At 53.2% G+C, this 23,439-nt stretch carries 19 protein-coding genes; 6 read left to right on the top strand and 13 right to left on the bottom strand.

The window, feature by feature from the left end; translation table 11 throughout:
• Positions 1–85: 85 nt before the first annotated feature.
• Complete coding sequence (locus PSE_RS06000; protein WP_051125885.1) at positions 86–1,951, bottom strand: ABC transporter ATP-binding protein; 1,866 nt, start codon at positions 1,949–1,951, stop codon at positions 86–88.
• A 286-nt stretch (positions 1,952–2,237) separates the two neighbouring features.
• Here PSE_RS06000 and PSE_RS05995 point away from each other — a divergent pair, with 286 nt between their 5' ends.
• Positions 2,238–3,446, top strand: coding sequence for a hypothetical protein (locus PSE_RS05995; RefSeq protein ID WP_014284038.1), 1,209 nt, complete (start codon positions 2,238–2,240; stop codon positions 3,444–3,446).
• A 57-nt stretch (positions 3,447–3,503) separates the two neighbouring features.
• On the opposite strand, the gene PSE_RS05990 is transcribed toward PSE_RS05995, so the two are convergent.
• From PSE_RS05990 to PSE_RS05945, 9 genes are all read right to left on the bottom strand, one after another.
• Entirely contained in the window at positions 3,504–4,034 is a 531-nt protein-coding gene (locus PSE_RS05990) for a DUF934 domain-containing protein (protein WP_014284037.1), read from the bottom strand.
• Between the two features lie 7 nt (positions 4,035–4,041).
• Positions 4,042–4,785 (bottom strand): phosphoadenylyl-sulfate reductase, encoded by a 744-nt coding sequence (locus PSE_RS05985; protein WP_041768038.1) that lies wholly within the window; start codon positions 4,783–4,785, stop codon positions 4,042–4,044.
• Positions 4,775–6,430 carry a nitrite/sulfite reductase gene (locus tag PSE_RS05980; protein ID WP_014284035.1) on the bottom strand — a complete coding sequence of 552 codons (1,656 nt, stop codon included), beginning with the start codon at positions 6,428–6,430 and terminating at the stop codon, positions 4,775–4,777. The genes PSE_RS05985 and PSE_RS05980 overlap by 11 nt, the downstream gene beginning before the upstream one ends.
• Before the next feature lie 26 nt (positions 6,431–6,456).
• Entirely contained in the window at positions 6,457–6,762 is a 306-nt protein-coding gene (locus tag PSE_RS05975) for a DUF2849 domain-containing protein (RefSeq protein WP_014284034.1), read from the bottom strand.
• Between the two features lie 11 nt (positions 6,763–6,773).
• On the bottom strand, positions 6,774–8,243 hold the full coding sequence (cysG, locus tag PSE_RS05970; protein ID WP_208998095.1) for a siroheme synthase CysG: 1,470 nt from the start codon (positions 8,241–8,243) through the stop codon (positions 6,774–6,776).
• A 487-nt stretch (positions 8,244–8,730) separates the two neighbouring features.
• Positions 8,731–9,636 carry a LysR substrate-binding domain-containing protein gene (locus PSE_RS05965; RefSeq protein WP_014284032.1) on the bottom strand — a complete coding sequence of 302 codons (906 nt, stop codon included), beginning with the start codon at positions 9,634–9,636 and terminating at the stop codon, positions 8,731–8,733.
• 560 nt (positions 9,637–10,196) lie between these two features.
• Entirely contained in the window at positions 10,197–10,595 is a 399-nt protein-coding gene (locus PSE_RS05955) for a RidA family protein (RefSeq protein WP_014284031.1), read from the bottom strand.
• A 169-nt stretch (positions 10,596–10,764) separates the two neighbouring features.
• Positions 10,765–13,017: a hypothetical protein gene (locus tag PSE_RS05950; RefSeq protein ID WP_014284030.1), complete on the bottom strand. Its 2,253-nt coding sequence runs from the start codon at positions 13,015–13,017 to the stop codon at positions 10,765–10,767.
• A gap of 172 nt (positions 13,018–13,189) precedes the next feature.
• A complete protein-coding gene (locus PSE_RS05945) occupies positions 13,190–14,353 on the bottom strand; it encodes an acetyl-CoA acetyltransferase (RefSeq protein ID WP_014284029.1) in 1,164 nt (387 codons plus the stop codon).
• Between the two features lie 374 nt (positions 14,354–14,727).
• Here PSE_RS05945 and PSE_RS05940 point away from each other — a divergent pair, with 374 nt between their 5' ends.
• Positions 14,728–15,645, top strand: coding sequence for a glycosyltransferase family 2 protein (locus tag PSE_RS05940; protein ID WP_014284027.1), 918 nt, complete (start codon positions 14,728–14,730; stop codon positions 15,643–15,645).
• Positions 15,646–15,664: 19 nt separating this feature from the next.
• Positions 15,665–16,627 (top strand): glycosyltransferase, encoded by a 963-nt coding sequence (locus PSE_RS05935; RefSeq protein ID WP_014284026.1) that lies wholly within the window; start codon positions 15,665–15,667, stop codon positions 16,625–16,627.
• Positions 16,628–16,755: 128 nt separating this feature from the next.
• Here PSE_RS05935 and PSE_RS05930 read toward each other — a convergent pair whose 3' ends face one another.
• A complete protein-coding gene (locus PSE_RS05930; protein WP_041768035.1) occupies positions 16,756–17,193 on the bottom strand; it encodes a VOC family protein in 438 nt (145 codons plus the stop codon).
• A 61-nt stretch (positions 17,194–17,254) separates the two neighbouring features.
• Positions 17,255–18,355 carry a glycosyltransferase family 4 protein gene (locus PSE_RS05925; protein ID WP_148266091.1) on the bottom strand — a complete coding sequence of 367 codons (1,101 nt, stop codon included), beginning with the start codon at positions 18,353–18,355 and terminating at the stop codon, positions 17,255–17,257.
• A 233-nt stretch (positions 18,356–18,588) separates the two neighbouring features.
• Between PSE_RS05925 and PSE_RS05920 the strand changes: the two genes are divergently transcribed.
• On the top strand, positions 18,589–19,806 hold the full coding sequence (locus PSE_RS05920; protein WP_041768034.1) for a TIGR03862 family flavoprotein: 1,218 nt from the start codon (positions 18,589–18,591) through the stop codon (positions 19,804–19,806).
• Here the strand turns inward: PSE_RS05920 and ftrA are convergent.
• The gene (gene ftrA / locus PSE_RS05915) at positions 19,797–20,786 is read right to left on the bottom strand and encodes a transcriptional regulator FtrA (RefSeq protein WP_014284022.1); all 990 of its coding nucleotides are present in this window, start codon (positions 20,784–20,786) and stop codon (positions 19,797–19,799) included. The genes PSE_RS05920 and ftrA overlap by 10 nt on opposite strands.
• A 223-nt stretch (positions 20,787–21,009) precedes the next feature.
• Here ftrA and PSE_RS05910 point away from each other — a divergent pair, with 223 nt between their 5' ends.
• Entirely contained in the window at positions 21,010–21,423 is a 414-nt protein-coding gene (locus tag PSE_RS05910; RefSeq protein ID WP_014284021.1) for a rhodanese-like domain-containing protein, read from the top strand.
• A 790-nt stretch (positions 21,424–22,213) separates the two neighbouring features.
• Positions 22,214–23,416, top strand: coding sequence for a substrate-binding domain-containing protein (locus PSE_RS05905; protein WP_014284019.1), 1,203 nt, complete (start codon positions 22,214–22,216; stop codon positions 23,414–23,416).
• Positions 23,417–23,439 lie beyond the last annotated feature (23 nt).

Genomic DNA, 23,439 nt, shown 5'->3' with positions numbered 1-23,439 from the left:
CCCCCCTCGGATGATAAGCTTTGTGCAGGTCATCCAAACGCTAAATCATGTGGGAGGGCGGCGCAATTCTCTTCTTGGGGTAGTTTTATTGAGCTGCGGTTGGCGTGAGAACGGTTTCGGTGTTCTTCACTCCATAAAACTGATTGTGCCACAGCTCGGCATAAAGGCCGTCTTTTGCCAGCAGTTCAGCATGGGTTCCAGCTTCAACAATCTGGCCTTTGTCCATAACGATCAGGCGATCCATTCTGGCGACCGTGGTTAACCGGTGGGCAATGGCGAGTGTAGTTTTATCCTTCATCACATCGTTTAGAATTTCCTGAATATCCGCGTCCAGCTTGGTGTCCAGCGCTGATGTTGCCTCATCAAGGATCAGGATTGGCGGGTTCTTCAGAAATACACGCGCCAACGCAATACGTTGACGTTGCCCACCTGAAAGCTTGATGCCGCGCTCACCGACATAGGCCTCTAAACCTTTACGGCCCTTGTCATCTTCCAACTCTTCAATGAACTCCAAGGCGTGCGCTCGGCGAGCTGCTTCGCGCACCTGTTCCTCACTCGCATCATCTTTTCCGAGGGCAATGTTGTCGAAAATGGATCGATGGAACAGGGAAGTATCCTGCGTTACGAGCCCAATTTCTGCCCGCAATGTTTCCTGTGTGACGTCTCGTACATCCTGATGGTCAATGGTGATTGATCCGCCTTCAACGTCATACATGCGCAAGAGAAGATTGACGACTGTGGACTTGCCAGCCCCAGAATGGCCGACAATGCCAACCTTTTCGCCAGGTTGGATGGCGAAGTTCAGGTCTTTTACAATTACGGTTTGCTGACCATAGGCGAAGTCTACATTGTTGAACTCAATCAAGCCCTTTTCATAGCGGAACTCTTTGGCCTCTTCTGCATCCGTCAAACCATACGGGCGCGAGAGGATGCTAATGGCTGACTTGAACGTACCGTAACCTCTGAACAGGTTAGTCAACATCGACAGCACTTCAAAGAGTTTGCTTTCCAACCGGATCACGAAGCCGAGAATGATGGCTACTTCACCCGTTGTGATGAAACCGTTCAACCAGAACCAGAGACTGGCGCCCCCCATGGCCCCTAGCGCAAGAATACTGAGCAGCGTGACGGACAGGCGCGAGTTGGATAGCTCTATTTTGAACAGGTGTACTATATCCCGAAGCTCACGCATGTGGTTCTCGAAATAAGAGAGGGCTCCCCGGTCTCCCTGAAAGAGTTTAACCGTTTGAATATTTGCGTAAATATCAACCAGCGCACCGTTTACGCGGTGGGCGCTGTCTGCCCCAAGTTTGGCAACATTCTTGATGCGGGGCACGTGATAGTAGGAAGCTACTGCGAACAAAGCCATCCAGACCAAAAGGACTGCTCCCAGGATGGGATGCATCCATGACAACGCAAAGAGAATGGTGCCGATAAAGACAATGTTCGGCAAGATAGCCACTGAAACCATGGCAAACATGTCTGCCACTTCGCGCCCGCCCATCCATGTTTTGCTTGTCAGGTTTCCCGCAAACTCTTTTTGAAAGAAAGCCATGTCCTGACCAATCAGACGCCGAAAGAACTCCATTCGCGTTGCGACTGACATGTTGTTGTGAAAGTTGAGCGACATGAAGAAGGCTTCAAGAAGTGAAAACAGTGGCCGTAAGACCAGAAAACAAATGGCTGTTCCTATTATAAAGTATTGATTTTCTTCCCAGAAGCCAGCGACGCCCGTGGCTTCCATGCGATCGACAAGAACCCCGACAAATGAGAGCATCAGGACGGTAAGGATGCCTTCAGCGAAGACAAGGATCGATAACAGAACCGTTTGTTTTGGATATCTGAGCATCAGGCGGATGAGATGTTGGAAGTGCGTTCTTCCTTCCCAGTCGATCTCCTTAAGCTCAAAAGGATCAACCAGATTCATAATCCAACGATAAAAAGATGACATGGCCGGGCGGCTCCAGAGAATCGGGCGGGGACTTCAAGGGTAGGTCAGGCGTGAAGCAAATTAAACGGAAATTTGTTCATCTATTGTTCTCAACAAACAGTCAACACCTTTGTCTTAAGCAGAGCATTGCATCCCTCAGCGCTCTTCGACCCTAACAGTTTTCCAAAGTGATAAACTAATATTTCCAATAGGTTATCCGGAACACAAGCTCATCTTCATTTTTCTTCTTGTTATTTTAGTATTTTCTAATATTCTAATATACAAATTCAAATAGAGGATTAGCCCAATGCGTTATCTTAGCAATTTAGGTGAGCGGTATTCGCCTCTGTACTTCCTGTCCGCCGTAGGTGCAGGCGGCCTTGCTATCAGTTTCTTTATGTACTTGATGTGGATGACCCCGCATAAAGGATCTCCAATCGCCAACTTTGCGTCGCTGACAGAAGCCTTCAGCACAGGCTCCCTTGCCATGCAGGCTCTGATTATCGTGGCTTCTCTTGGCATCATCTTCTTTTCCGTCCTGCACTTCCGCCTGTTATTCTGGAACTTCTCAGAGTATGGCAAGTGGAAGAAAACCAAGGTCTTTGAAGGCTTTAAGAACTCCAATGCGGAAAGCCAGCTGATGACCATTCCGCTAGCTCTGGCGATGACCGTCAATGTGAGCTTTATTGTTGGCGCGGTGTTCGTTCCAGGCCTTTGGGATATCCGCGAAGTGCTCTTCCCATTCTCTCTTCTGGCCTTTGCAGCCGTTGGGGTTCTGGGTTTCCGCATCTATCTGGACTTCATCTCCCGCGTACTGACTGAAGGCGGCTATGAATGTGCGAAGAATAACAGCCTTGGCCAGATGGTTTCCGTATTTGCCTTTGCCATGATCGGCGTTGGTTTCTCTGCTCCGGCAGCTATGAGCCACACCAAGGTGATTGCGGCGATCGGTATTGCGGGTAGTGCGCTGTTTATTGGTGCTGCGATTGTAATGGGTACCATCAAGCTGATCCTCGGTTTCCGATCCATGATGGAGCACAAGGCAGCAGGCGAAACCACTCCAACACTCTGGATTGTCATTCCGTTCCTGACTGTTGTTGGTATCGCGATCTTCCGCATCAAAATGAGCCTTGCCCATAACTTCGATGCGCCTGTAACTGCTGGTGGTATCTATGTTTTCCTGATCAGCCTGTTTGCAATCCAGATCTTGTTTGGCCTGATCGGCTGGGCTGTTATGAAGCGGGTTGGCTACTATGACCGCTGGATCGCAGGTCCAGACAAGTCTCCTGGCTCTTACGCTCTGGTTTGCCCTGGTGTTGCACTGTTCGTCTTCGGTAACTTCGTCATCAATGCAGGTCTTGTGAAGCTAGGTGTCCTCGGCTCAATGTCCATTGCCTACTTCGCTCTGTACGCACCTTTGATTGTCATTCAAATCGCAACAGTCTGGCTGTTCCTGAAGCTTAACGGCAAGATGCTCTCCGCATCTAACCAGCTTCAGGCACAACCGGCAGAATAAGAAAAAGGCGGGTGAGTTACCCGCCTTTTCTCTTTGTTTCCAAATAAGAAACGCTGATTACATTGGACGACGCGCCCATGGTCTTGTACCAGCGGGCGCTTCTTTTCTTGCAAACACCGGCTGGGTGTAAGCGGTGACCTCATTGAGGTTTCCAGCTTCCAGATCCGCACGAAGACGCGGGTTGTCCAGCGCGAAGCTGTTGATGCCAACGCGGAGCATGAAGCCAATCTGGTCCAGAATGAATGGACCAACGGCGCGGATCTCACCACCGTAGCGCAGGCCATCCCGCAGGATGCGTGCTGCGGAGAAGCCACGGCCATCAGCAAAGCTCGGGAAGTCCACTGCGACCAGTTCAAGGGCTTCAAGGTGGTCAGAAAGCTCCTCTGCCTTTTCACCTGCACGCAGAACGACACCCAAAGTCAGGTTGGTCTGCTTAAGCTGCTGTTCTTCCTTCAGAAAGCGCTCCAGTGAGAAGATGAGTTTGCCTTCTGCCGGCAGAGGTTCATCATCTGCGATGTAAGCCCAGTCATCCGCAACGATCTTGTCGTTCTTGAAGATCTCAGTAGTCTGTTTGAGTTCTGTTGTCATTTGAACCTCAGATGCTTTGGGCTGCGCCGCCCTTGGACGCACTTGAGAAGTGGATTCCACATTCGGTTTTGCTTTGACCACGCCAACGGCCTGAGCGCGGGTCTTCGCCCGGAGCTACTTTATCTGTACAAGGCATGCAGCCAATGGAAGGGTACCCTTCTGCCACGAGCGGATGCGGAGGCAAGCCGTTGTCCTTGGCGTACTGAAGCACTTCAGTTGCTGTCCAGTTTGCCAGTGGGTTCACCTTGATGCGGCCTTCTTCCAGCTCGAAATGCTCGAGACTGGCGCGGGTGCTGGCCTGATGGCGCTTACGGCCAGAAATCCAGGCTTCGAAACCACCAAGTGCTTTTGCCAGCGGAACCACCTTGCGGATGTGGCAGCACGCGTCAGTATCAGATGCCCAGAGAGCACCTTTCGGGTCTTTCTCCGCAAGGTCTTCTGATTCAGGCGTGATGACCCGCACATCCAAAAGGCCAAGTTGTTCAACCAGTTCATCACGATAGCGCTTGGTTTCGCCAAACAGCTTGCCAGTATCGACGAATAGTACCGGGGTACGGACGTCGATCTGAGACACCATGTGAAGCAGCACGGAACTGTCAGCACCGAAGGAGGACACCAGAGCAATCTCTCCGGCGAACTGCTCCCTAAGCGCGTGCTCCAGAATGTCCTGAGCGTCGCGCTCAGAATACATTCGGTTCAGCAGCTTCACCTGAGCCTCCAAAGAGGCCTTATGTGATTGACTATGCTCCATAAAGAGCATCCTTGAATGGCTGATCACCCAAGCGTCGGTAGGCGTCGATGAAGCTTTCTTCTTCGTCCAGCCGGTTTGCCAGATAGGTGTCGACAACGGTTTCAACGGCATCGGTGATCTCTGCTTCCGGGAAGCCGCGACCGATGATTTTGCCGATGGATGTGTTCTGATCTGCAGAACCACCCAGTGTGATCTGATAGAGCTCTTCGCCTTTGCGGTCTACACCCAGAATGCCTATGTGGCCGACGTGGTGGTGACCACAGGCGTTGATGCAGCCGGAGATCTTTAGTTTCAGATCACCAATCTCGTTCTGACGCTTAACAGCTTCAAATCGCTTGGAGATTTCCTGAGCAATCGGAATGGAGCGGGCATTTGCCAGAGCGCAGTAGTCCAGGCCTGGGCAAGCGATCATGTCGGTGATCAGGCCAGCGTTGGAATCTGCCAGATCATTGGCTTTCAGGATCTTGAAGACAGTGGGGACATCCTGCAGCTTCACGTGCGGCAGAACGAGGTTCTGTTCGTGTGTAACGCGCAGCTCGTTGTGTCCAAACCGTTCTGCCAAATCAGCAATTACGTCCATCTGGTCCGCAGTCGCATCACCTGGCGCCCCGCCGATTGGCTTCAGCGAGATGGTGATAGATGTGTAACCCTCTGCCTTGTGGGCGTGCAGGTTGCGGCTGGAGAACAGGGCCAGATCACGGTCTTCACGCTTTGCTGCTTCCAGCTCTGTGCTGATCTTTGGCAGCGCATCGAAAGATGGCGGAGCGAAGTATTCGTTGATGCGAACCACTTCTTCGTTTGGCAGGTTGAGGATGCCGTTTTTGGTTGCCTCAAACTCTGTTTCGATGTCCTGCTTCAGCTCTTCCAGACCGGTTTCGTGAACCAGAATCTTGATGCGGGCCTTGTACTTGTTATCGCGGCGGCCATAGCGGTTGTAGACGCGCAGGATCGCTTCGCTGTACGCCAGCAAGTCGTTTTCTGGTAGGAAATCCCGTACTTTACGGCCAACCATGGGCGTACGGCCTAAACCACCACCTACGAAGACCACAAAGCCGATTTCCCCGTCTTCATTACGGGTTAGCTGCAGGCCAATGTCGTGTACCTGCACAGCAGCACGGTCTTGTTCAGCACCGGTGATCGCAATCTTGAATTTGCGTGGCAGGAACAGGAATTCCGGGTGCAGAGAAGACCATTGGCGCAGGATTTCGGCGTAAACGCGTGGGTCTGCGAACTCGTCGGCGGCGGCACCAGCGAATTGGTCAGAGGTCACGTTGCGGATACAGTTGCCTGAGGTCTGGATGGCGTGCATCTCGACGTCGGCAAGTTCATGCAAAATCTGCGGGGTATCAGAGAGCTTTGGCCAGTTGAACTGGACGTTCTGACGTGTTGTGAAGTGGCCGTAGCCTCTGTCGTAAGTCCTTGCAATATGGGCAAGTTTACGCATCTGGGTGGCATTGAGCGTGCCGTATGGAATAGCAACGCGCAGCATGTAGGCATGCAGCTGCAGGTACAGGCCGTTCATCAGACGCAGGGGCTTGAATTCGTCTTCAGTCAGTTCACCGGACATGCGGCGGCGGACCTGATCTTCGAACTGAGTTACGCGTTGATTGACAAAGTCGCGATCAAATTCGTCGTAGCGATACATTGAAATACTCCAGAATTTAAAAGGACTTAGGCAGAACGCAGATGGCGTTCGGCCTGCTTGCCGAGATCAAGGCGTGTGGTTGGCCCTTGAGCGCGGATACGCTCTTTCAGGCTCTTTGGCTGCAGGTGGCCGTCTTTCAGTTCCAGATCAATCGCGTAAGTGCCGAGAACATATTGCTTTTCTTCACCGGCTTTCGCGAAGCCCAGAGCTTTGGTCATGTCTTCGTCAGAGCCCAGAACCCAGGCGGCTTCAACAAACTCGACCCACTCTCCGTTGTGGCCGAGCCAGACGACATCACCATCGACCAGTCTGTTGGCGGTAATAGTTTTCATCAGGGGTCTCCCTAGGCTGCGACCACAGCCGGTAACTTCTCGTATTTGTATGGGCTTAGCGGGAGCGATCGCGACTGGTCTGCGTGGGCCACTGCCTTACCGATGACGATAAGTGTGGGTCCGGTGACGCTGTCGTGATGCTCAAAATTACAGAGGTCTTGCAGGGTGCCTGCAAAATTGCGTTCTTTTGTCTGGGCTGCGTTCTCAATAGCCATGACCGGGGTGGATAAGTCCAAACCTGCTTTGGCGAGCAGGTTGGCTACTTTCCCCGCCACTGTGCGGCCCATATAAACGGCTGTGGTGGAGCCATTGAGTGCGAGATCCGCCCAGTCCGGGAGGACATCTCCATGCTGGTTGTGCCCGGTGGCGAACACCAGCGAGGAGGCAACACCGCGTAATGTCAAAGGTATTTGAGCGCTGGCTGCAGCGGCGAAAGCTGCGGTGACACCGGGCACAATCTCAAAGTCCACGTCATGCTCTCGCAGCGCGGCAATCTCTTCTCCAGCCCGGCCAAACACCATCGGGTCCCCGGCCTTGAGGCGGACAACCCGCTTGCCGGACTTGGCAGCAGAGACCAATAACTGGTTGATTTGGGTTTGCGTTGAACTGTGCGTTCCTTTGCGTTTTCCAACGCTGATGCGTGTTGCATCGCGGCGGCCCATGGAAACCACGGCATCCGGTACCAACGCATCATAGAAAATCACATCTGCTTCCTGCAGGACGCGCTGAGCGCGCAGGGTCAGCAAGTCTTCCGCTCCCGGGCCTGCACCCACGAGCCAGACGTATCCCTTCTGGTCCTGTTCAGAGTTCAGCAAGCGATGCGCTTCGGTCAGGGCCTTTTGTGTCTCACCAGCAAAAGTGTTCGCAGCAATGGTCCCTGAAAAAAATTCAGCCCAAAAGCGGCGACGTGCGCTTCCCGAAGGCATCAGCTTACCAACTGTAGCACGGAAACTATCTGCCAACCTTGCGAGTTGACCGGCCTCCCGAGGCAACAGAGCTTCTACCTGTGCGCGGATGTGGCGGGTATAAACAGGGCCAACGCCTGTTGAGGTGATTGCCACGGCAACAGGTGCGCGATTGACCATCGCGCCGGTGTAAAAATCACAAAGCTCAGGACGGTCCACTGCGTTGACCGGGATGCCCTTCTCGCGAGCGGCTTCTACGATTTCGCGGTCCAGCTCTTCTTCATCGGTGGCAGCAAACACAAGGGCTGCACCATCCAGATAAGCCGGGTTGAATAGGCTGAGCATGAAAACGCCATCGGCATCGGCAACCGCTTCGGCCAGAGCTGCACTTGGGCGTTCATGGCTGACAACACGGATGTGTGCTTTGGTTTGTGCCAGAAGCCTCACTTTCGCAGCAGCTTCATCACCACAGCCAACAACAACAACCATTTTGCCTTCAACCTTATGAAAGGTTGGAAAGACAGCGAGTTTATTGCTCTCGTCCTGCTGTGTGTTGTAGCTCTCTACCAAAGCCATTGCGCTCTCCAAGCGTTTTGGGATCATTTATGCTGGAGTGAATTCTTATCCGAAAACCGGTTCCCACTTTTCGGGAATGCACTTCATTGGCTGCGAGTGTACAGAGTAGAGCTACTCTAAGCTCAGCATGGCATTCCAAAGCTGACTGGAGGCGTAGAAAAGATTTTTTTCAGGCGCCCGAACGGGGGAAAGGTGCTCTGCCTAAAAACGCAACGCATGAGAAACACCATTCTATTCCTGAAGCATTTAAGAGGCACATGCGCCTCAAAAATTGCCATCGCATGTGCTGATTGAGAAAATAAATCTACATACGGGAGAGAGCCGTTGAAACAGCAAGCTGCAAAAACGAAAACCTGCAGTTCCGCCCAGCGCACATTTTGAAGAATCTGGTTCTTCGCGTTTCACATACTGCTGTCACTGGATTTAAGCAGAGTGCCGCACGGACAAAACCTGTCCCAGCTTGTCCTGTAAAGTCTGCCGAACAGGATCAGACAGCGTAGCAAGCTTTGTCTATTTCCATTTCGTTCAATATCCAGTCACGAAACAGCTTTATTTTCCGGTGGTTTTTCTGATTTTCTCGGTAAACCAACCACACAGGATTTTCAGCTGTGCACTTTAACTCGAAGGGCTGGATAAGCAGGCCATCTCGCAATGCGCTTGAATGGAACAACGGCGTCAAAATCGCGACCCCATGCCCTGCAATGGCGATGTTTCCTTCAACAGCTTGCGTGCCCATTTGAGAAACGGGTTGGTTTGAGAAATCGGGGTCTTTCACCCCGGCTGCTTCAAACCAGTTTCTCCACCAAGGATCACCAGTATCAATAATGGGAAGTTTCAGCAGGTCTTCAGGCTTATGTACACCGCCGATGCTCTCAGCAAGCCTTGGACATAGCATTGGCGTGTACGTAATCTCGGCGAGTTTATGACAGATTAATCCGGGCGACTTTTTGGGACTGTTTCTGATCCCGATATCGACGTCAGAGGATGCAAAATCGACGATGTCGCCAGTGGTTTCCAACTGAACAGCAATTTTGGGGTTTGCCATCTGAAACTCGCCGATGCGCAATGAGAGCCAGTTCATGGCAAAGGTGGGAACTACACTTAGCTTCAGCCTTCCATCCTGCGTCCCTTGCACTGCCGAAAAGCCAGCGCGAATAGACTGGAAAGCCTCGCTTGCGACAGTCGCAAGTTGCGCGCCTGCTTCTGTCAAAACAACCTGTCTTCCCACCCGTTTAAACAAGGGTGTGCCGGTGCGATCTTCGAGCACTTTTATCTGATAACTCACCGCCGCTTGCGTCATTCCCAGCTCCTCCGCAGCGCGGGTGAAGTTGGAATGTCTTGCAGCGGCTTCAAAGGCGCGAAGAGCATTGAGTGGCGGCAGGCTGTTTGGCATCCTTGATAAAATCTCCTTATGCTTTCATCCCTACATTCAATTGGACTGCAAATGCAACCTCCGGCATTACTTCTCCCAGAAACAACAGGAGAAAATCATGGCAGACTGCACCGTCGGAACTCACAAAGAGAAATTATCAGTCAACATTTTCAATGCATTACGTAGAATATTGGGAAGTTTTTTCATTCCAGCAAAACGCAAACCTAAGCAATTGGATATACGTGAGCTCCCCGCTCACATTCAAAAAGACATTGGAGCTAACATAGGGCCAGGACCATTTATCAGATAAGGTACCATAAAGCCTTCATATGATTCTCCTCTCCCTCTGTTATCTCCCAAGTCCTCCCAAAACGACAAAGCCGATCACTGCTAAGCGGCTGCATTTCAGTGCATTTTTCTATCAGTAACGTCAGCAGTGTACTCAAGGCCTTTCAGGGGTCTGTCACCATCTAGCATGTTATCCCCCTATGACCTCTTGGCGTTAGAATGATGTTATGAGTGGCACAAACGGCTTGGTGCCTACTCCAAAACAAGAGAGGTTTCATTAGCTCGATTAGTCATCACCCACCGTAATTCGCACTGACAACGGCTCGGACTTCTATCAGGGCGCCTTCGCGGCGGAGGGCGGCGGCTTCGATGGCGGTCCAGGCTGGGTAGGGTTTGGAGAAAAGTTCGAGGCGGATGGAGTCGAACAGTTCGAAATGTTCGCGCAGGCCGATGTGGTAGCTGGTCATTTCGACGATGGCATCCAGATCCAGATTGGCTTCATGCAGGATGCAGGCGATCTTCTTGAATGTGTTGCGGAACTGGGCTTCAGGGTCTTCCGGCATGTTACCGCTCATGTCCGCGCCCGTCATGCCACTCAGGAAGATATGATTTCCTGAAAAGATTGCCGGTGACATGTTGAGCTTTTCTGCAACTTCCTGAAATTCCTGAGGGATGACCACACGTTTGACCATGAAATACCTTTCCTGACGCCTCTCAGCAGACTATTGCCCCGTTTGGGAGACGCGCAAACTATATCGCTAGCCTGAGCCTAAAGCAGTTCACATTAAGCTGAAACACTTGAACTGCTTTAGATACTCTGTCCCAGAGACCGACATGATATTGGCAGGTAGAGCTCGCCTGTTACTTGAACGCGGAGGGAATAAACTCAACGGCCTTGCAGGAAATGTATTTACCGCGTCTGATCAGGTTTCGTGAGGCTGATTTATAACAGACATCCCGCAGGACCAGATAGGCCGGTAGTTTGGCGCCAGAGCCATAGGTTGTCATAATCATCTCTGCCCATTTCTTTGCCAGCGGGCTTGGCTTTTCGACAATCGGCAGGCCATCGTGTTTTTCGCCGGTGTATTTGAGGATCAGTTCCTTTTGAACGGCTGGCTTTGAGAGGGCTGCGAGGGCGCCTGTCAGCGACGCTTCATTGTCCTTTGATACGCCATCGGTTTCTGTACGACCGCCTTCTACTGCGCCATCAGTTTCTTCGACTTCTTCTTCCTTTCCTTTGACAACCACGTTGTAAAAGTTCTTCTTGCCGCTCTCATCAGGCTTGAAATCAATCTCAAACAACATTGCCCACGGCTGCTTGCTTGCCCATTTCTTAATGCTCTTGAGACTGTTGCCCTTGCTCATCTTAGCAATGACCTGCTGAAGAATGTTTTCCTGCAGTGCTTCGAACGCCTCATGGGCTTCGCCGAAGCTTTCCAGCATGCCTTCGCCTTTAGAACTCAGGAAATTTTCCAGTTCCTCTTTATGAGCTTTCAGCTTTTCAGCTTTACGTGCCTGATCTGCCTTGAGGTCAGCGATGTTATCTGCAAGGTCTGCCAGATCTCCAGCCATCCCCTTGGGGGCACTGCGCAGTTTTTGGGCTGCCTGAACGGATTCCGAGGTCTCTTTGTAAGTGACAACATGGACCTTCTTTTCCGGTTTTCCGCGTTTGAGTTTGCCTCTGAGGCCAGAGCGGTTTTCGCGGTACCAGACTTCCTTGACTTCCATATAATCCGGCAGTTGGTCTGATATGTCCTGCCCTTCCTTTTGCGCTGTCAGCAGAGTTTTGGCCCATGCCATGGAGGCTTCACTTGGGATGCCGACAAAAGGCTTGCCGTCCGGCCCTTTTTCACCTGTCTCCTGATGAGACATGGATGCCATCAGCTGGCCGGAACGCAGGCCGTTGAAACCAAGCTCAGGTGTGTTGGCAAGCTCGGTTTTGGTGACTGATTTGTGGGGCATATCGACATGGTTGTCGACCATCGGATCCCCAGTGTTTGCAGGGGTTTCAGGAGCAGTGCGCAGTTCTGAAGTGATGGAATAGTCGCGTCCCTCTTTTTTGATGTTGACCTTGACCATCTGCGACCATGGCTGGGTTTCCGCCCATGCCAGGGTCTTCTTCACGTTGTTGCTTTTATCCAGTTGCGAGAGCACCATCTCTTCTGCCGTGCGCTGCAATCCAGACGTCGCGAATACAGCTCTCGGGCGTTCATCATTGAGCTGCAAAACAGCTGCTTCCACTTCAGCGCCCCGGCTGATAGCGGCTTCCACACAGTTGGTGCAATTGAGCGCGAAGGCCATTTGCTTGGACATGGCCGTGCCATAAGCGATGGCTTCTTCTTCCAGCTCCGCCAGACGTTTCTTTTCCCGCTCTGAAACTGCGTGTTTTCTAGCGTCATGCAAGGTTTTCATCATAGAGTCGCCAAAGGCTTTCTCGTGCATCAGCTCTTTTGCTGTGGCGACCAGCTCATTGCCCAGTACCTTCATATTCTGGCTGAATAACATGATGGTTTCGCGCTGCGCCGTGTCCATTTTGTTAGAGGGGGTGTCGCTAGCCTGACGTAGGTAGGCCCGAAACTCCGGTGCGGTCGATTGATCCTGAAACACTTCGCGGGTGAGTTGGCGGGATTGTTTTTTCAGCTCAATTTCGTGCTGCATCAACACCATCTGGCGGGCTTTTTGATCGCTCTCGCCCAGGGTGCCTTTGACCAGACGGTCCCATTTGACGGCCTCCGGGTCGGCATAGGCTGCGCCCACCGGATCTTCCTCATAATGGGATTTTTGAGATTGGTAGGAGTTAAGCCGCTCTGTGAACCCCTCTTTTGGCCTGATGCCCGCATCACTCAGCGCAGCCGTTAGCGGACGCTTTTTGCGCTCTTCAGCAGGTGTGCCTGCCACCACATAATCCGGGATATCCGGATCAACGGTCCAATCCGGCGTGTCTTCATCGATTTGCGAGCCAATTGCCGCGCTGGCCTCAGAGATTTTACTGGTCACGCTTGGAGAGCGTTTCTTGCGTCCACCACCTACAAGATCGTGGAACTTCCAGTTCATCTCAACATAAACTTTCTTCAGCCAATCATCGTATTTCGGGGCGGGCGCTTGTGCTGGCATAGACACACCTCATCTCACCTTGCGTCATGCCGCTTATTTACCACGTTCACATTCGCGTGATGTCGCTGGACTGCGGGCTTAGTTAGCGATTGGTGAGCTGCCCGAGGACAATGCAAAAGAAAAGCCCCGGCGGTCCGGGGCTTTCGTGTTCAATTCTCTGATTTTGCTGTGCTTACTTGAGGCGCTGCATGACGGAGACGTAGTTGGCGACGGCTGCGCCGCCCATGTTGAAGATGCCGCCGAGTTCTGCGCCTTCTACCTGAATGCCGCCAGCTTCACCAGTGAGCTGCATGGCTGTGAGGGCGTGCATGGAGACACCGGTTGCGCCGATTGGGTGGCCCTTTGCTTTCAGGCCGCCAGATGGGTTGACCGGCAGTTTGCCGTCCTTCTGAGTCCAGCCTTCCAGAATAGCCTTAGCGCCCTGCCCTTCTGGCACCAGACCCATGGCTTCGTATTCGATCAGCTCAGCGATGGTGAAGCAGTCGTGGGTTTCGACGAAGGATAGATCTTCGATGGTGATGTTGGCCATGGAGAGCGCGCGCTTCCATGCTTCTGAACAGCCTTCGAACTTGAGGATGTCGCGCTTGGACATTGGCAGGAAATCCTGCGCATGGCCCAAGCCGCGGAAGGCAACTGCCTTTTTCGCAGAAAGCGCTGTGGTGGTATCGGTGAGCACGATGGCTGCTGCGCCATCAGACACCAGCGAACAGTCAGTGCGCTTGAGTGGGCCAGCCACAAATGGGTTCTTCTCGCTCTCATTGAGGCAGAACTCCACGCCGAGATCCTTGCGCATCTGAGCGTATGGGTTTTCGACACCGTTCTTGTGGTTCTTCGCAGCAATGTGGGCCAGCGCTTCACTCTGGTCGCCATGCTTCTGGAAGTACATGCCTGCGATTTTGCCGAAGACGCCAGCGAAACCAGCCGGGGTGTCGCCATCTTCTGGCAGGTAGGAAGCTTTGAGCAGGTTTGCGCCGATTTCCGGGCCAGGTGTGGTTGTCATCTGCTCTACGCCGACCACGAGCACGAACTTGGCATCACCTGCCTTGATGGACTTTACGCCCTGATGCACTGCAGCGGAGCCAGTCGCACATGCATTTTCAACGCGGGTGGTTGGCTTGAAGCGCAGGTTATCATCCGCCTGAAGCACGAGGCTTGCGGTGAAATCCTGCTTGGAGAACCCGGCATTGAAGTGACCCAGAACGATCTCATCAATGTCTTCTGCGGCGAGACCGGCATCAGCAATCGCTTGCTTGGCAACCTTTGTTACGAGAGTTTCGACTGTCTCATCTGCCAGTTTGCCAAACGGTGTGTGTGCCCAACCAATAATTGCGGCCATTTTCTTCTCCCAAAGGAATTAAAGTGGGTGCCGAAAGTCTCGCCTCAAACCCGGCTCTTCAATGCGCGCAAATCGTTTCACCCCTCGGCGTGAGATGCAATCATACGGAAGTTGTAGTGAGCGGGGCTATCCGAGGGACTTTATGCTAGGTTTTGGTGTTCTGGCAGTTGCTTGCACCAGTTCACCACGCTTTACCACCGGTTTTCACGATGGGGTTACATCCGCATTTTGTGGCGAGGGTGGTACGGCGTTTGTTAGGCCCCTTAATTGATACCAATGGGTTTCAATTGGGTGAAAACAGTCCTTCATATTGAGCGAATTTCGGAATGTGTAGGGGGGAGTAAACTCAGGATTATTGCGGAAAATCCAAGAGTTTGAGGCCCGATATCTCCAGCCAGAGCAAAATCATCAGCATCGCAGAAAAGCGTGCCCAACAGGGAGCAGCGACCACAGATGGTCGCTCTGATGAAAAGCGCATTCCACTTTCCGTATTCATTATCGCCAAGAACGAGGAAGAGCGGATTGGCCGAACCATCGCCAGCTGCATTCAGTGGGCTGATGAGGTCATTGTGATCGACAGTGGCTCCACAGACCAAACTGTGACCGTTGCCCAGCGCATGGGTGCACGGGTGCTGCACAATGACTGGAATGGCTATGGCCTGCAGAAGCGGTTTGGTGAAGACCAGTGCCGGCATGACTGGATCCTGAACATTGATGCGGACGAGGTGGTGACGCCTGCACTGCGGGATGAGATTCTGGGGCTGTTTCAGACTTCTGTGCTGACGAACTATGACTTCTGGGAGGTCGACATCCGTGATGTGTGGCCTCACGAGAAGACCGCTGCAAGGCACGCCTTTTCGCACAAGCAAATCCGGCTTTATCGCAAGAGCATCGGGCGGTTTTCTGCCAGCTCGGTGCACGACACTGTTCGACCGCCCAGCGCCGCTAAGATTGGCATGCTGAAAGGGCATATGGACCATCGCAGCATTCCCAGCATCACGTTTCACTATGACAAGATGAACCGCTACTCGACCATGCAGGTTCAGGAGATGCAAGGACGTGGGCGCCGGTTGCCGCGCTATAGGTTGCTCTTTGAGTTTCCCCTGGCCTTTCTGAAGGGATATCTGGTGCGCGGGTATTGCCGTTATGGCTGGTGGGGCCTGATCGCGTCCACCAACTACGCCGTGAGCCGGTACTTGCGGCTCGCCAAATTTGTTGAGGCTGAGCTGATGGAACAGTCAGGCCGGCCAGCAAAACACCCTTCCCCTTCCGCACAACACAAAAAAGCCTAGCACACAGGTGACTTAATCCATGGCTGAACAACAAACGCCAAGCAATCCCCCTCTTGTCAGCGTTTTGATCCCCGCCCGCGATGCAGCAGAAACACTCGGTGAAACCCTCAGCAGTCTGCTGGCACAGAGCTTCACCGATTTTGCCGTTGTGCTGGTGGATGATGGTTCCACCGACGAAACACGGGAGATCGCCAAGCATTTTGCGGGGCATTTTCCAAAAGGGCAGTTTCAGATCATTGAAGGGCCAGCTAAGGGCATTTCCTCTGCGCTGAATGCCGGGCTTGCCGTGATCAAGAGCCCGCTTGTGGCACGGTTGGATGCGGACGATCTTTCTGAGCCCCGGCGGTTAGAGCGTCAGGTGCGGATTATGGAGCGTAATCCGGATTGGCTGTTGTGTGGAACTGAGGTTTCGGTGATTGATGAAAGCGGGCAAATCATTGATCAGATGGAGTGTCCGAAGACGACGGTTGAAATCCGCAAGCGGCTTTATGAAAAGTGCTGCCTCTATCATCCAACCATCATGTTTCGACGAGACGCTGTGATGGAGGCTGGAGGTTATCGCTCTCAGTATGATGGCGCTGAGGATTATGATCTCTATTTGCGTTTGCTGGAGTACGGCAAGATTGGCGCCCTGAATGAGCGGTTGGTGCGATATCGCATTCATCCTGGACAGGTGACCGCCCAACGCGGGCGACCTTATCGAATGATGGCGGATATGGTGTTGCTGGCCGCGATTGCCCGCATGCATGAGGAAGAAGAGCCAGTGTTCACAAAGGACACTTTGGCGGCAGACCTGAGCAGTGCTTTGCGTGCTGAATTGAGGGAACGTGGTTTTCTGGAGATCACGCCCAAGGTCGCCCGGCATATGGCCGTGCGGATTAAGCGAGCGAACGCTAAGGCGAAACGGCTGAAGGGCCTGCTGTTTCAGAAGAATGCATTGGCCGGGAACTACAAGGAAGCTGCAAAAGCACTGATGGCCTGAAGAGCTGGATAGAGAGCTTTTGGCAGGCGCGTTGGCTGGATGAGCTGTTGAGTGACGAGAGGGCTTGGGCTCTTACGCCTTCTCCCGTTCGCCGCTTGCTTTCTTAAGCAGTTTTGCCTCTGTAGCTCTTAGCTCGGCTTCATCCATTGAGCGAGTTCTATGGTGATCTTTTCCGGGCCGAAGAGGAAGACCAGCTTTCTGTCGCTGAACTCCATGACTTCAGAACGGGCGCAGAAACCGGCGGCTTGAAGGTTGGCTAGTCTGTCTTCCAGATCATCCACGGCAAAGCACAGGTGGTTGTAACCAGTTCGGCAGAGGTCTTCAGGGTATGGTTCAGCCCGGGCCTCAGGATTGCGGTAGTGGAGGAGTTGGATTTCGAACCTTGGGCTATGGCCTTTCAGCACCAATGTGACGTGGTCGGCTTCCAGATCCGGGATGCCCATGTACTCAGAAAACATCGGACCTGAGATGACCAGCGCCTTTTGCTCTTCAAAATCCAGCAGTTTGAAGAATGTGCGCGCTTCTTCAAGGTCGCGGACGGCTACGGTGACGTGATCAGGGTGCATCTGGTTGATCTCCTGAAACTGAAGGCGAACTGGCCTCACTCGGATACGAGCATGTGGTCAATCAGGCCTTGCTTTTTTTTGTGCCGCTGACGTGGTCATCCCACAGGCTCATGAGCATATCGTCATAGGTCTCTGCGATCTGGTGAATGTTGAACAGGCGCAGCACGCGTTCTCGTCCAGCCTTTGCCATCTCTTCACGAAGAGGTTGGTTATCCGCCAGATCAAGCAGTGCGGTTGCGATCTCTTTGGGAGATCTTGGGTTGATCACCTTGCCGGTTTCGCCCACGGCCTCCCATAGGCCACCGGAATGCGTGGTGATCACGGCAGCTCCGCAGCTCATGGCTTCTATGGCGGTACGGCCAAAACCTTCTGCCACGATGGAGGGGACAACCGCGATGGAAGAGGTTGCGAGGCGCTGCTGAACGCTGGGCGCGTCTAAGTTGGTTTCTATGGAGACACTGGAAGAAAGACTGGCAAGCATCTGGCGGAGGGAGTTGGCGGTTGATTGCTCCCCTTCATCCGTGACGGCCAGTACAAGATTCAGTTTCCAGCCGGATTTCTCCAGTCGTTCCGCACAGGCAAGCCAAGCCTGGGCCAGATCGAAGACGCCTTTGTCTTCCCGGGCGCGGCCCACATAGATCACGGAGTTTTCTTTTGGTGCTGGAGACCAGAGCTCACAATCTATCCCGTTGGGTACGACAACACTGCGGGCTTTCACGCCGGTGAAGTTTTCGCAAAAGTTATTGCGTGCATCTTCACCAACCCAGATGATCCCTGCCAGACGGTTCATTTTGCGGGTGTATTTCCAGCGTTTGAAGGCGCTGTTGCGCTCAAACCTGCCGTGACGGTGCAGTATCACGGGTGTTCCGGGAAAATCAGTGATGATCTGGAACGCCGTTTCCAGATGCTGGTGCACCACAATCAGCTGCGGGCCGAACTCAGACAGGGGATCATAAAACTTTGCGGGGGTTGGTTTCTTGCCCGGTTCTGTCACTGCAAAAACATCAACATCATCAAACAGATCCTCTTCCCCACCGGCGAAGATGCGCAGATTGCTTTTGTTCTGACTGTGAAGCGCCAGATCATGAGCGCACAGGTCTATTGATGTGGCTCGAGACTGACAGAAATGCATGTTACGCGGCATTACGATTGCAGTTCTCAACGCGGCCCCCACTCTACTGTTTGCATTCAGGAAAGCGGGAACTGGGGGGACTGTACATTCCTTAGAAGTCTTCCTTCCAAAATCAGGGGTGCTTCTTTACGGAGGTGATTTTCCCGCATGGAGGTGCCTGTGCATCTGTGAGAGGCAGAGCGCATAACGCTTGTAATTGGCGGGAAACAAAGGCATTAGAGCTGCACCTTTTACTGGTCCGCACTGTCGTGACCGAAATCGGAATGGATGGATCTTTGACAAAGCGCGTTGCAATCATCGGAGCAGGCCCTGCCGGGCTGTTTGCAGCAGAGCAGCTGGCGAAAGCTGGTGTCTCGGTGAGCGTGTTTGATCAACGCCCTTCCCCTGCCCGCAAGTTTCTGATGGCTGGTCTTGGTGGCCTCAATCTGACCCATAGCGAGAATCTGGAGACCTTTCTCAGCCGCTATCGCCCTGCGCATGAGCAATTGCTGCAGTCTGTGCGGGTGTTTCCGCCTGCTGCTCTACGGGAATGGAGTGCTTCACTGGGCGAGCCGACGTTTGCAGGCTCCAGCGGCAAGGTGTTTCCTAAAAGCTTCAAAGCCTCGCCGCTTTTGCGCAATTGGTTGAAGCTGCTGGCTCAGCATGGGGTGACGCTGTATTCCAACACCCGCTGGTGTGGGTTTGATGATGCTGGAGCTCTTTTGCTTCAGAAAGGCGATGAAGCTGTCGAAACGCAGAGCTTTGATGCGGTTTTGCTGGCACTGGGCGGCGGTTCCTGGGCCAAGCTTGGTTCTGATGGCTCCTGGGTTTCCATCTTGCGCGACAAGCAGATTGAGGTGAGAGAGCTGCTCCCGGCCAACTGCGGGTTCGAGATTGCGTTTTCTGATCACTTTAGAGAACGCTACAAAGGAACGCCCCTCAAGAAGATTGCCATCTCGCATGGTGGCAAGCGTGTTGTTGGCGATGCCATGCTGGATACCTCCGGGATTGAAGGCGGCGTGGTCTATGCGCTGTCTGCGGACTTGCGGGACGCAATCTTGCAGCAGGGTTCCACACAGATTGAGATTGATCTGAAACCGGATGTGTCCGCTGAAAAACTGGCTGCCAAGCTGAAGAAGCCGCGTGGTAAGCAGTCCATGAGCAACTTCCTGCGCAAGGCTACTGGCCTTCCTTCTGCAGCGATTGCCTTGATGCGAGAGGCTGGGCCGTTGCCGGTTGAGGCCGATGAGCTGGCGGCGCATATCAAGGCTTTGCCATTGCAGCTCATCGCGCCACGGCCTATTGACCGCGCGATCTCCAGCGCGGGTGGTGTTTCTTTTGATGAGATCGACGAGCACTATATGCTCACCAAACTGCCCGGCGTATTTGTGGCGGGTGAGATGCTAGACTGGGAAGCCCCGACTGGTGGCTACCTGCTGCAAGCCGTGTTCGCAACAGGCCGCTCCGCAGCACATGGTATCAAGGCATATCTTCAGGCCTGACGGGTTTGGAACTGGCGGCGGTAGGCTGTTGGGGTGGTGCCGTATTTGCTTCTGAAGTGATGGCGTAGGGTTGCTGCTGAGCCGAAGCCACAGAGGTGGGAGAGGTTCTCCATGTCCATGGTCTCTTCCGCTTCCAGCAGGTGCTTGGCTGTTTCCAGCTGTTTGGCACGGCGCCATTCTGCTGGAGCCTGACCAGTGACCTTTGAGAACTTGCGGATGAGGGTGCGCTGGCTCATCCCCATAAGGGCAGCCATTTCCGGGACAGACATGGTGTAAGCCCGCTTCTTTTCCAGTTCCTCAAAGAGGGAGGCAAAGCGTTTGCTTTCCCGCTCTTCCGGCACAGGCTGTTCTGCGAACTGGGTCTGTGTGCCTTCTCTGAAAGGTGGCGCGACCAGTCGTTTGGCGACGCTGTTGGCGATCTGGGAACCGTAGTCCTGCCGGATGATGTGGAGGGCCAGATCAATGCCTGCTGCACTACCTGCGGAGGTGAAGACCCTGTCGGTTTCTGAGTACAGGCGGTCTTCTTCCACGTTGATGGCGGGAAACTCGCTTTGCAGGGCTTCGGCGTAGCGCCAGTGGGTGGTGGCTGTTCTGCCGTTGAGCAGGCCCGCTTGTGCGAGCACAAAGGCACCGGAGCAGATGGAGGCGACACGGGCGCCGCGCGTGTAGGCTTTGCAGAGTGCTTCGATCAGGTCTTCCGGCACCGGGGTTTCGATACCGCGCCAACCAGGGATGATGATGATGTCTGCCTGTTCCAGCGCGTCGAGCTGCTTTTCAGCTTTGATTTCAAGACCGCCAGCAGCTCGGATTGGGCCATCTTCAATGGCAACGGTTTCATATCTGTACCAGTTTGAGCCGAACTCCGGTCGTGGCAGTCCGAAGAGTTCGTAGGCCTGTCCGAATTCGAAGGTGCAGAGGCCATCATAGATGAGCGTTGCGACGAGTGGGCCTTCGGGCTTGGTGGATGTCTTTGAAACCATCAGAAATCATGCATTTTGAAATTGGCGTATTTTTTACGAATATAGTCATTCAAGCCAGTTTTGTGCAACGGAGAAATTCTTCAGATTACCTGAGCAGGCGAAATTCCTGCCATCACCGAAAGCAGCTCAGCGAAGCACCCATCGCACAAGCTGCTTTAAAACAAGCGTTTTTGGTGCTCCTGCCCCCTAAAACAGGCGCACTATCATAGATTTGGAGAGAGACATGGCTTCACGTGCACTCGAATATTCCCCGGCAGACCCGAAGCTGGCGCTCGGGCACTTTCGTTCCATCCTGCAGTTTGAAACTGACTGCTCAGATGTTCAGGCTGATCTGGCAGAGGGTACAGCTGAGTTTGTGTTGCTTGATGTGCGCGGCCCCACTCGCTTTGCAAAGGGCCATGTGGAGGGCGCGCTCTGTCTGCATCACCGTGATCTGACGGAAGAAAACCTTGCCAAGTGGCCGATGGACACCGTGTTCGTGGTCTATTGCGCCGGACCACACTGCAACGGAGCAGACAAAGCGGCTTACAACCTCTCAGTTCTGGGTCGCCCGGTGAAGATTATGCTGGGCGGTATGACTGGTTGGATCGACGAAGGCTTTGAGCTGGTTCAGTCACCGGCGGAAGAAGTCGCATAAAGGTACCCGCACAATAAAAAAGCACCGAGGTGGGAGGATACCTCGGTGCTTAACAAAGCAGGCATAAAAGGCCGAATGGGAGGGGGAGGTACGGCCTTAAAATCGTCGGGGCAAGACAACCTGCCTTGAGACAAGGATGGCCCACCAAGCAATGGAAATAGGCCGCCCTTAAGTTGTCCGCATAAACATATGCAGATGATCCTGTATCAGGATTTATTGTTATTTTGATAATACTGGGTGCATAGCACTCAGTACTTAACGACGCCCTGTTAAACCAACATTCTTATTGTTATTGAAGGTAGCAGGATCTTGTTATCATCAGGTTGTCAGAGATGGTGAATAAACACTTAGCTGACTTGCCTCCGGAGAGAGGCGACCTAACGGCTAATTGAGGTGGAAACAGGGCGAAATATGGCTTTTCCATGGCGCGTGACCGTCAGCTTGTCGCAGAGGAAGCGCGTGCAGGCTCAATGGCTTACAGCGACAGGCCGTGTCGCACAGATTTACAGAGCCGCCTGACAAGTATTGGCAAATATTTATGAGATTGCGCGTTTGGAAAAATCGTTTTTCCTCCATCAAAAATATGAGTGACTGAATTTTCTTAGTGAAACCGCTAAATACAAGTCACCTTCGAATACCTTAACAATTTGGCTCAATCTGGAATCATTGACTCCTTCCTGAATACATGCGTCAACTATCTTTACGTTGTTTAAGGTTTGGCTTCTGAAGTCTTTCGAGAGAACGACTGCATTTCAGGGAAGCTCCGGGACAGCGCGGGAGGGGTTTCATTATGCATAAATTACTTCGGGCCGCGGCGGTTAGCCTGGCGGCCAGCGCATTTGCACTTTCTGTTTCATCAAGCATTTCCTCTGCGGAAGAACCAATCAAGATTGCCCATGTTTATGGTAAAACCGGCCCGTTTGAGGCATATGCCAAGCAATCCCATGTGGGCCTGATGATGGGGCTAGAGTACGCCACTGGCGGAACCATGGAGATTGATGGCCGTAAGATTGAGGTGATTGAGAAGGATAGTCAGCTCAAGCCGGATATCGGCCGGGCCATGCTGGCCGAGGCTTATGGTGATGACGAGGTTGATCTGGCAATCGGGCCAGTCTCTTCTGGCGTAGCGCTGGCCATGCTGCCCGTTGCAGAAGAGTATGAGAAGCTGCTGATTGTAGAACCTGCGGTGGCAGACAGCATCACCGGGGCCAACTTCAACCGGTACATTTTCCGCACATCCCGCAACTCCTCTCAGGATGCGATCGCCAATGCTGTGGCGCTTGGGCAGGATGGTGCCTCCATCGCCACGCTGGCACAGGATTATGCGTTTGGCCGGGATGGTGTGGCTGCTTTCCGCAATGCCATTGCAAAGACCAATGCCAAGCTGGTGTTTGAGGAGTACGCACCGACGGACACCAAGGACTTTACCGCGAGTGCCCAACGCATTTTTGAAGCGCTGAAAGATGAAGAGGGCCGCAAGTTCCTGTTCGTGATCTGGGCTGGTGGCGGCAATCCGCTGGCGAAAATCAATGCCATGAACCCGGAACGGTATGGGATCGAGATCGCTACAGGCGGCAATATTCTGGCTGCACTTAAAGCCTACAAGGCCATGCCGGGTATGGAAGGGGCGACCTACTATTACTACGAGATCCCCAAGAACCCGGTGAACGATTGGCTGGTGAAGGAGCATGAGGCTCGTTACAGTTCACCACCGGACTTCTTTACCGCTGGCGGCATGGCTGCTGGCATTGCGGCTGTGGAGGCGATCCGTAAAGCTGGCTCTACAGATACGGAAGAGCTGATCACGGCAATGGAAGGCATGGAGTTTGAAGGGCCGAAGGGGCTGATGAAGTTCCGCGCTGAGGACCATCAGGCCTTGCAGTCCATGTATCACTTCAAGATCCGTGTGGACCCAGAGGTGGAATGGGGCATTCCTGAGCTGGTGCGTGAACTCACCATTGAGGACATGGATATCCCTATTCAGAACCAATAGGTCCTGCACCCTCACGCTTTCAG

The organism is Pseudovibrio sp. FO-BEG1, assembly GCF_000236645.1.
Taxonomy (GTDB): domain Bacteria; phylum Pseudomonadota; class Alphaproteobacteria; order Rhizobiales; family Stappiaceae; genus Pseudovibrio.
Note: the sequence above shows the minus strand (reverse complement) of the source record. Positions and strands in the feature narration are given on the sequence as shown.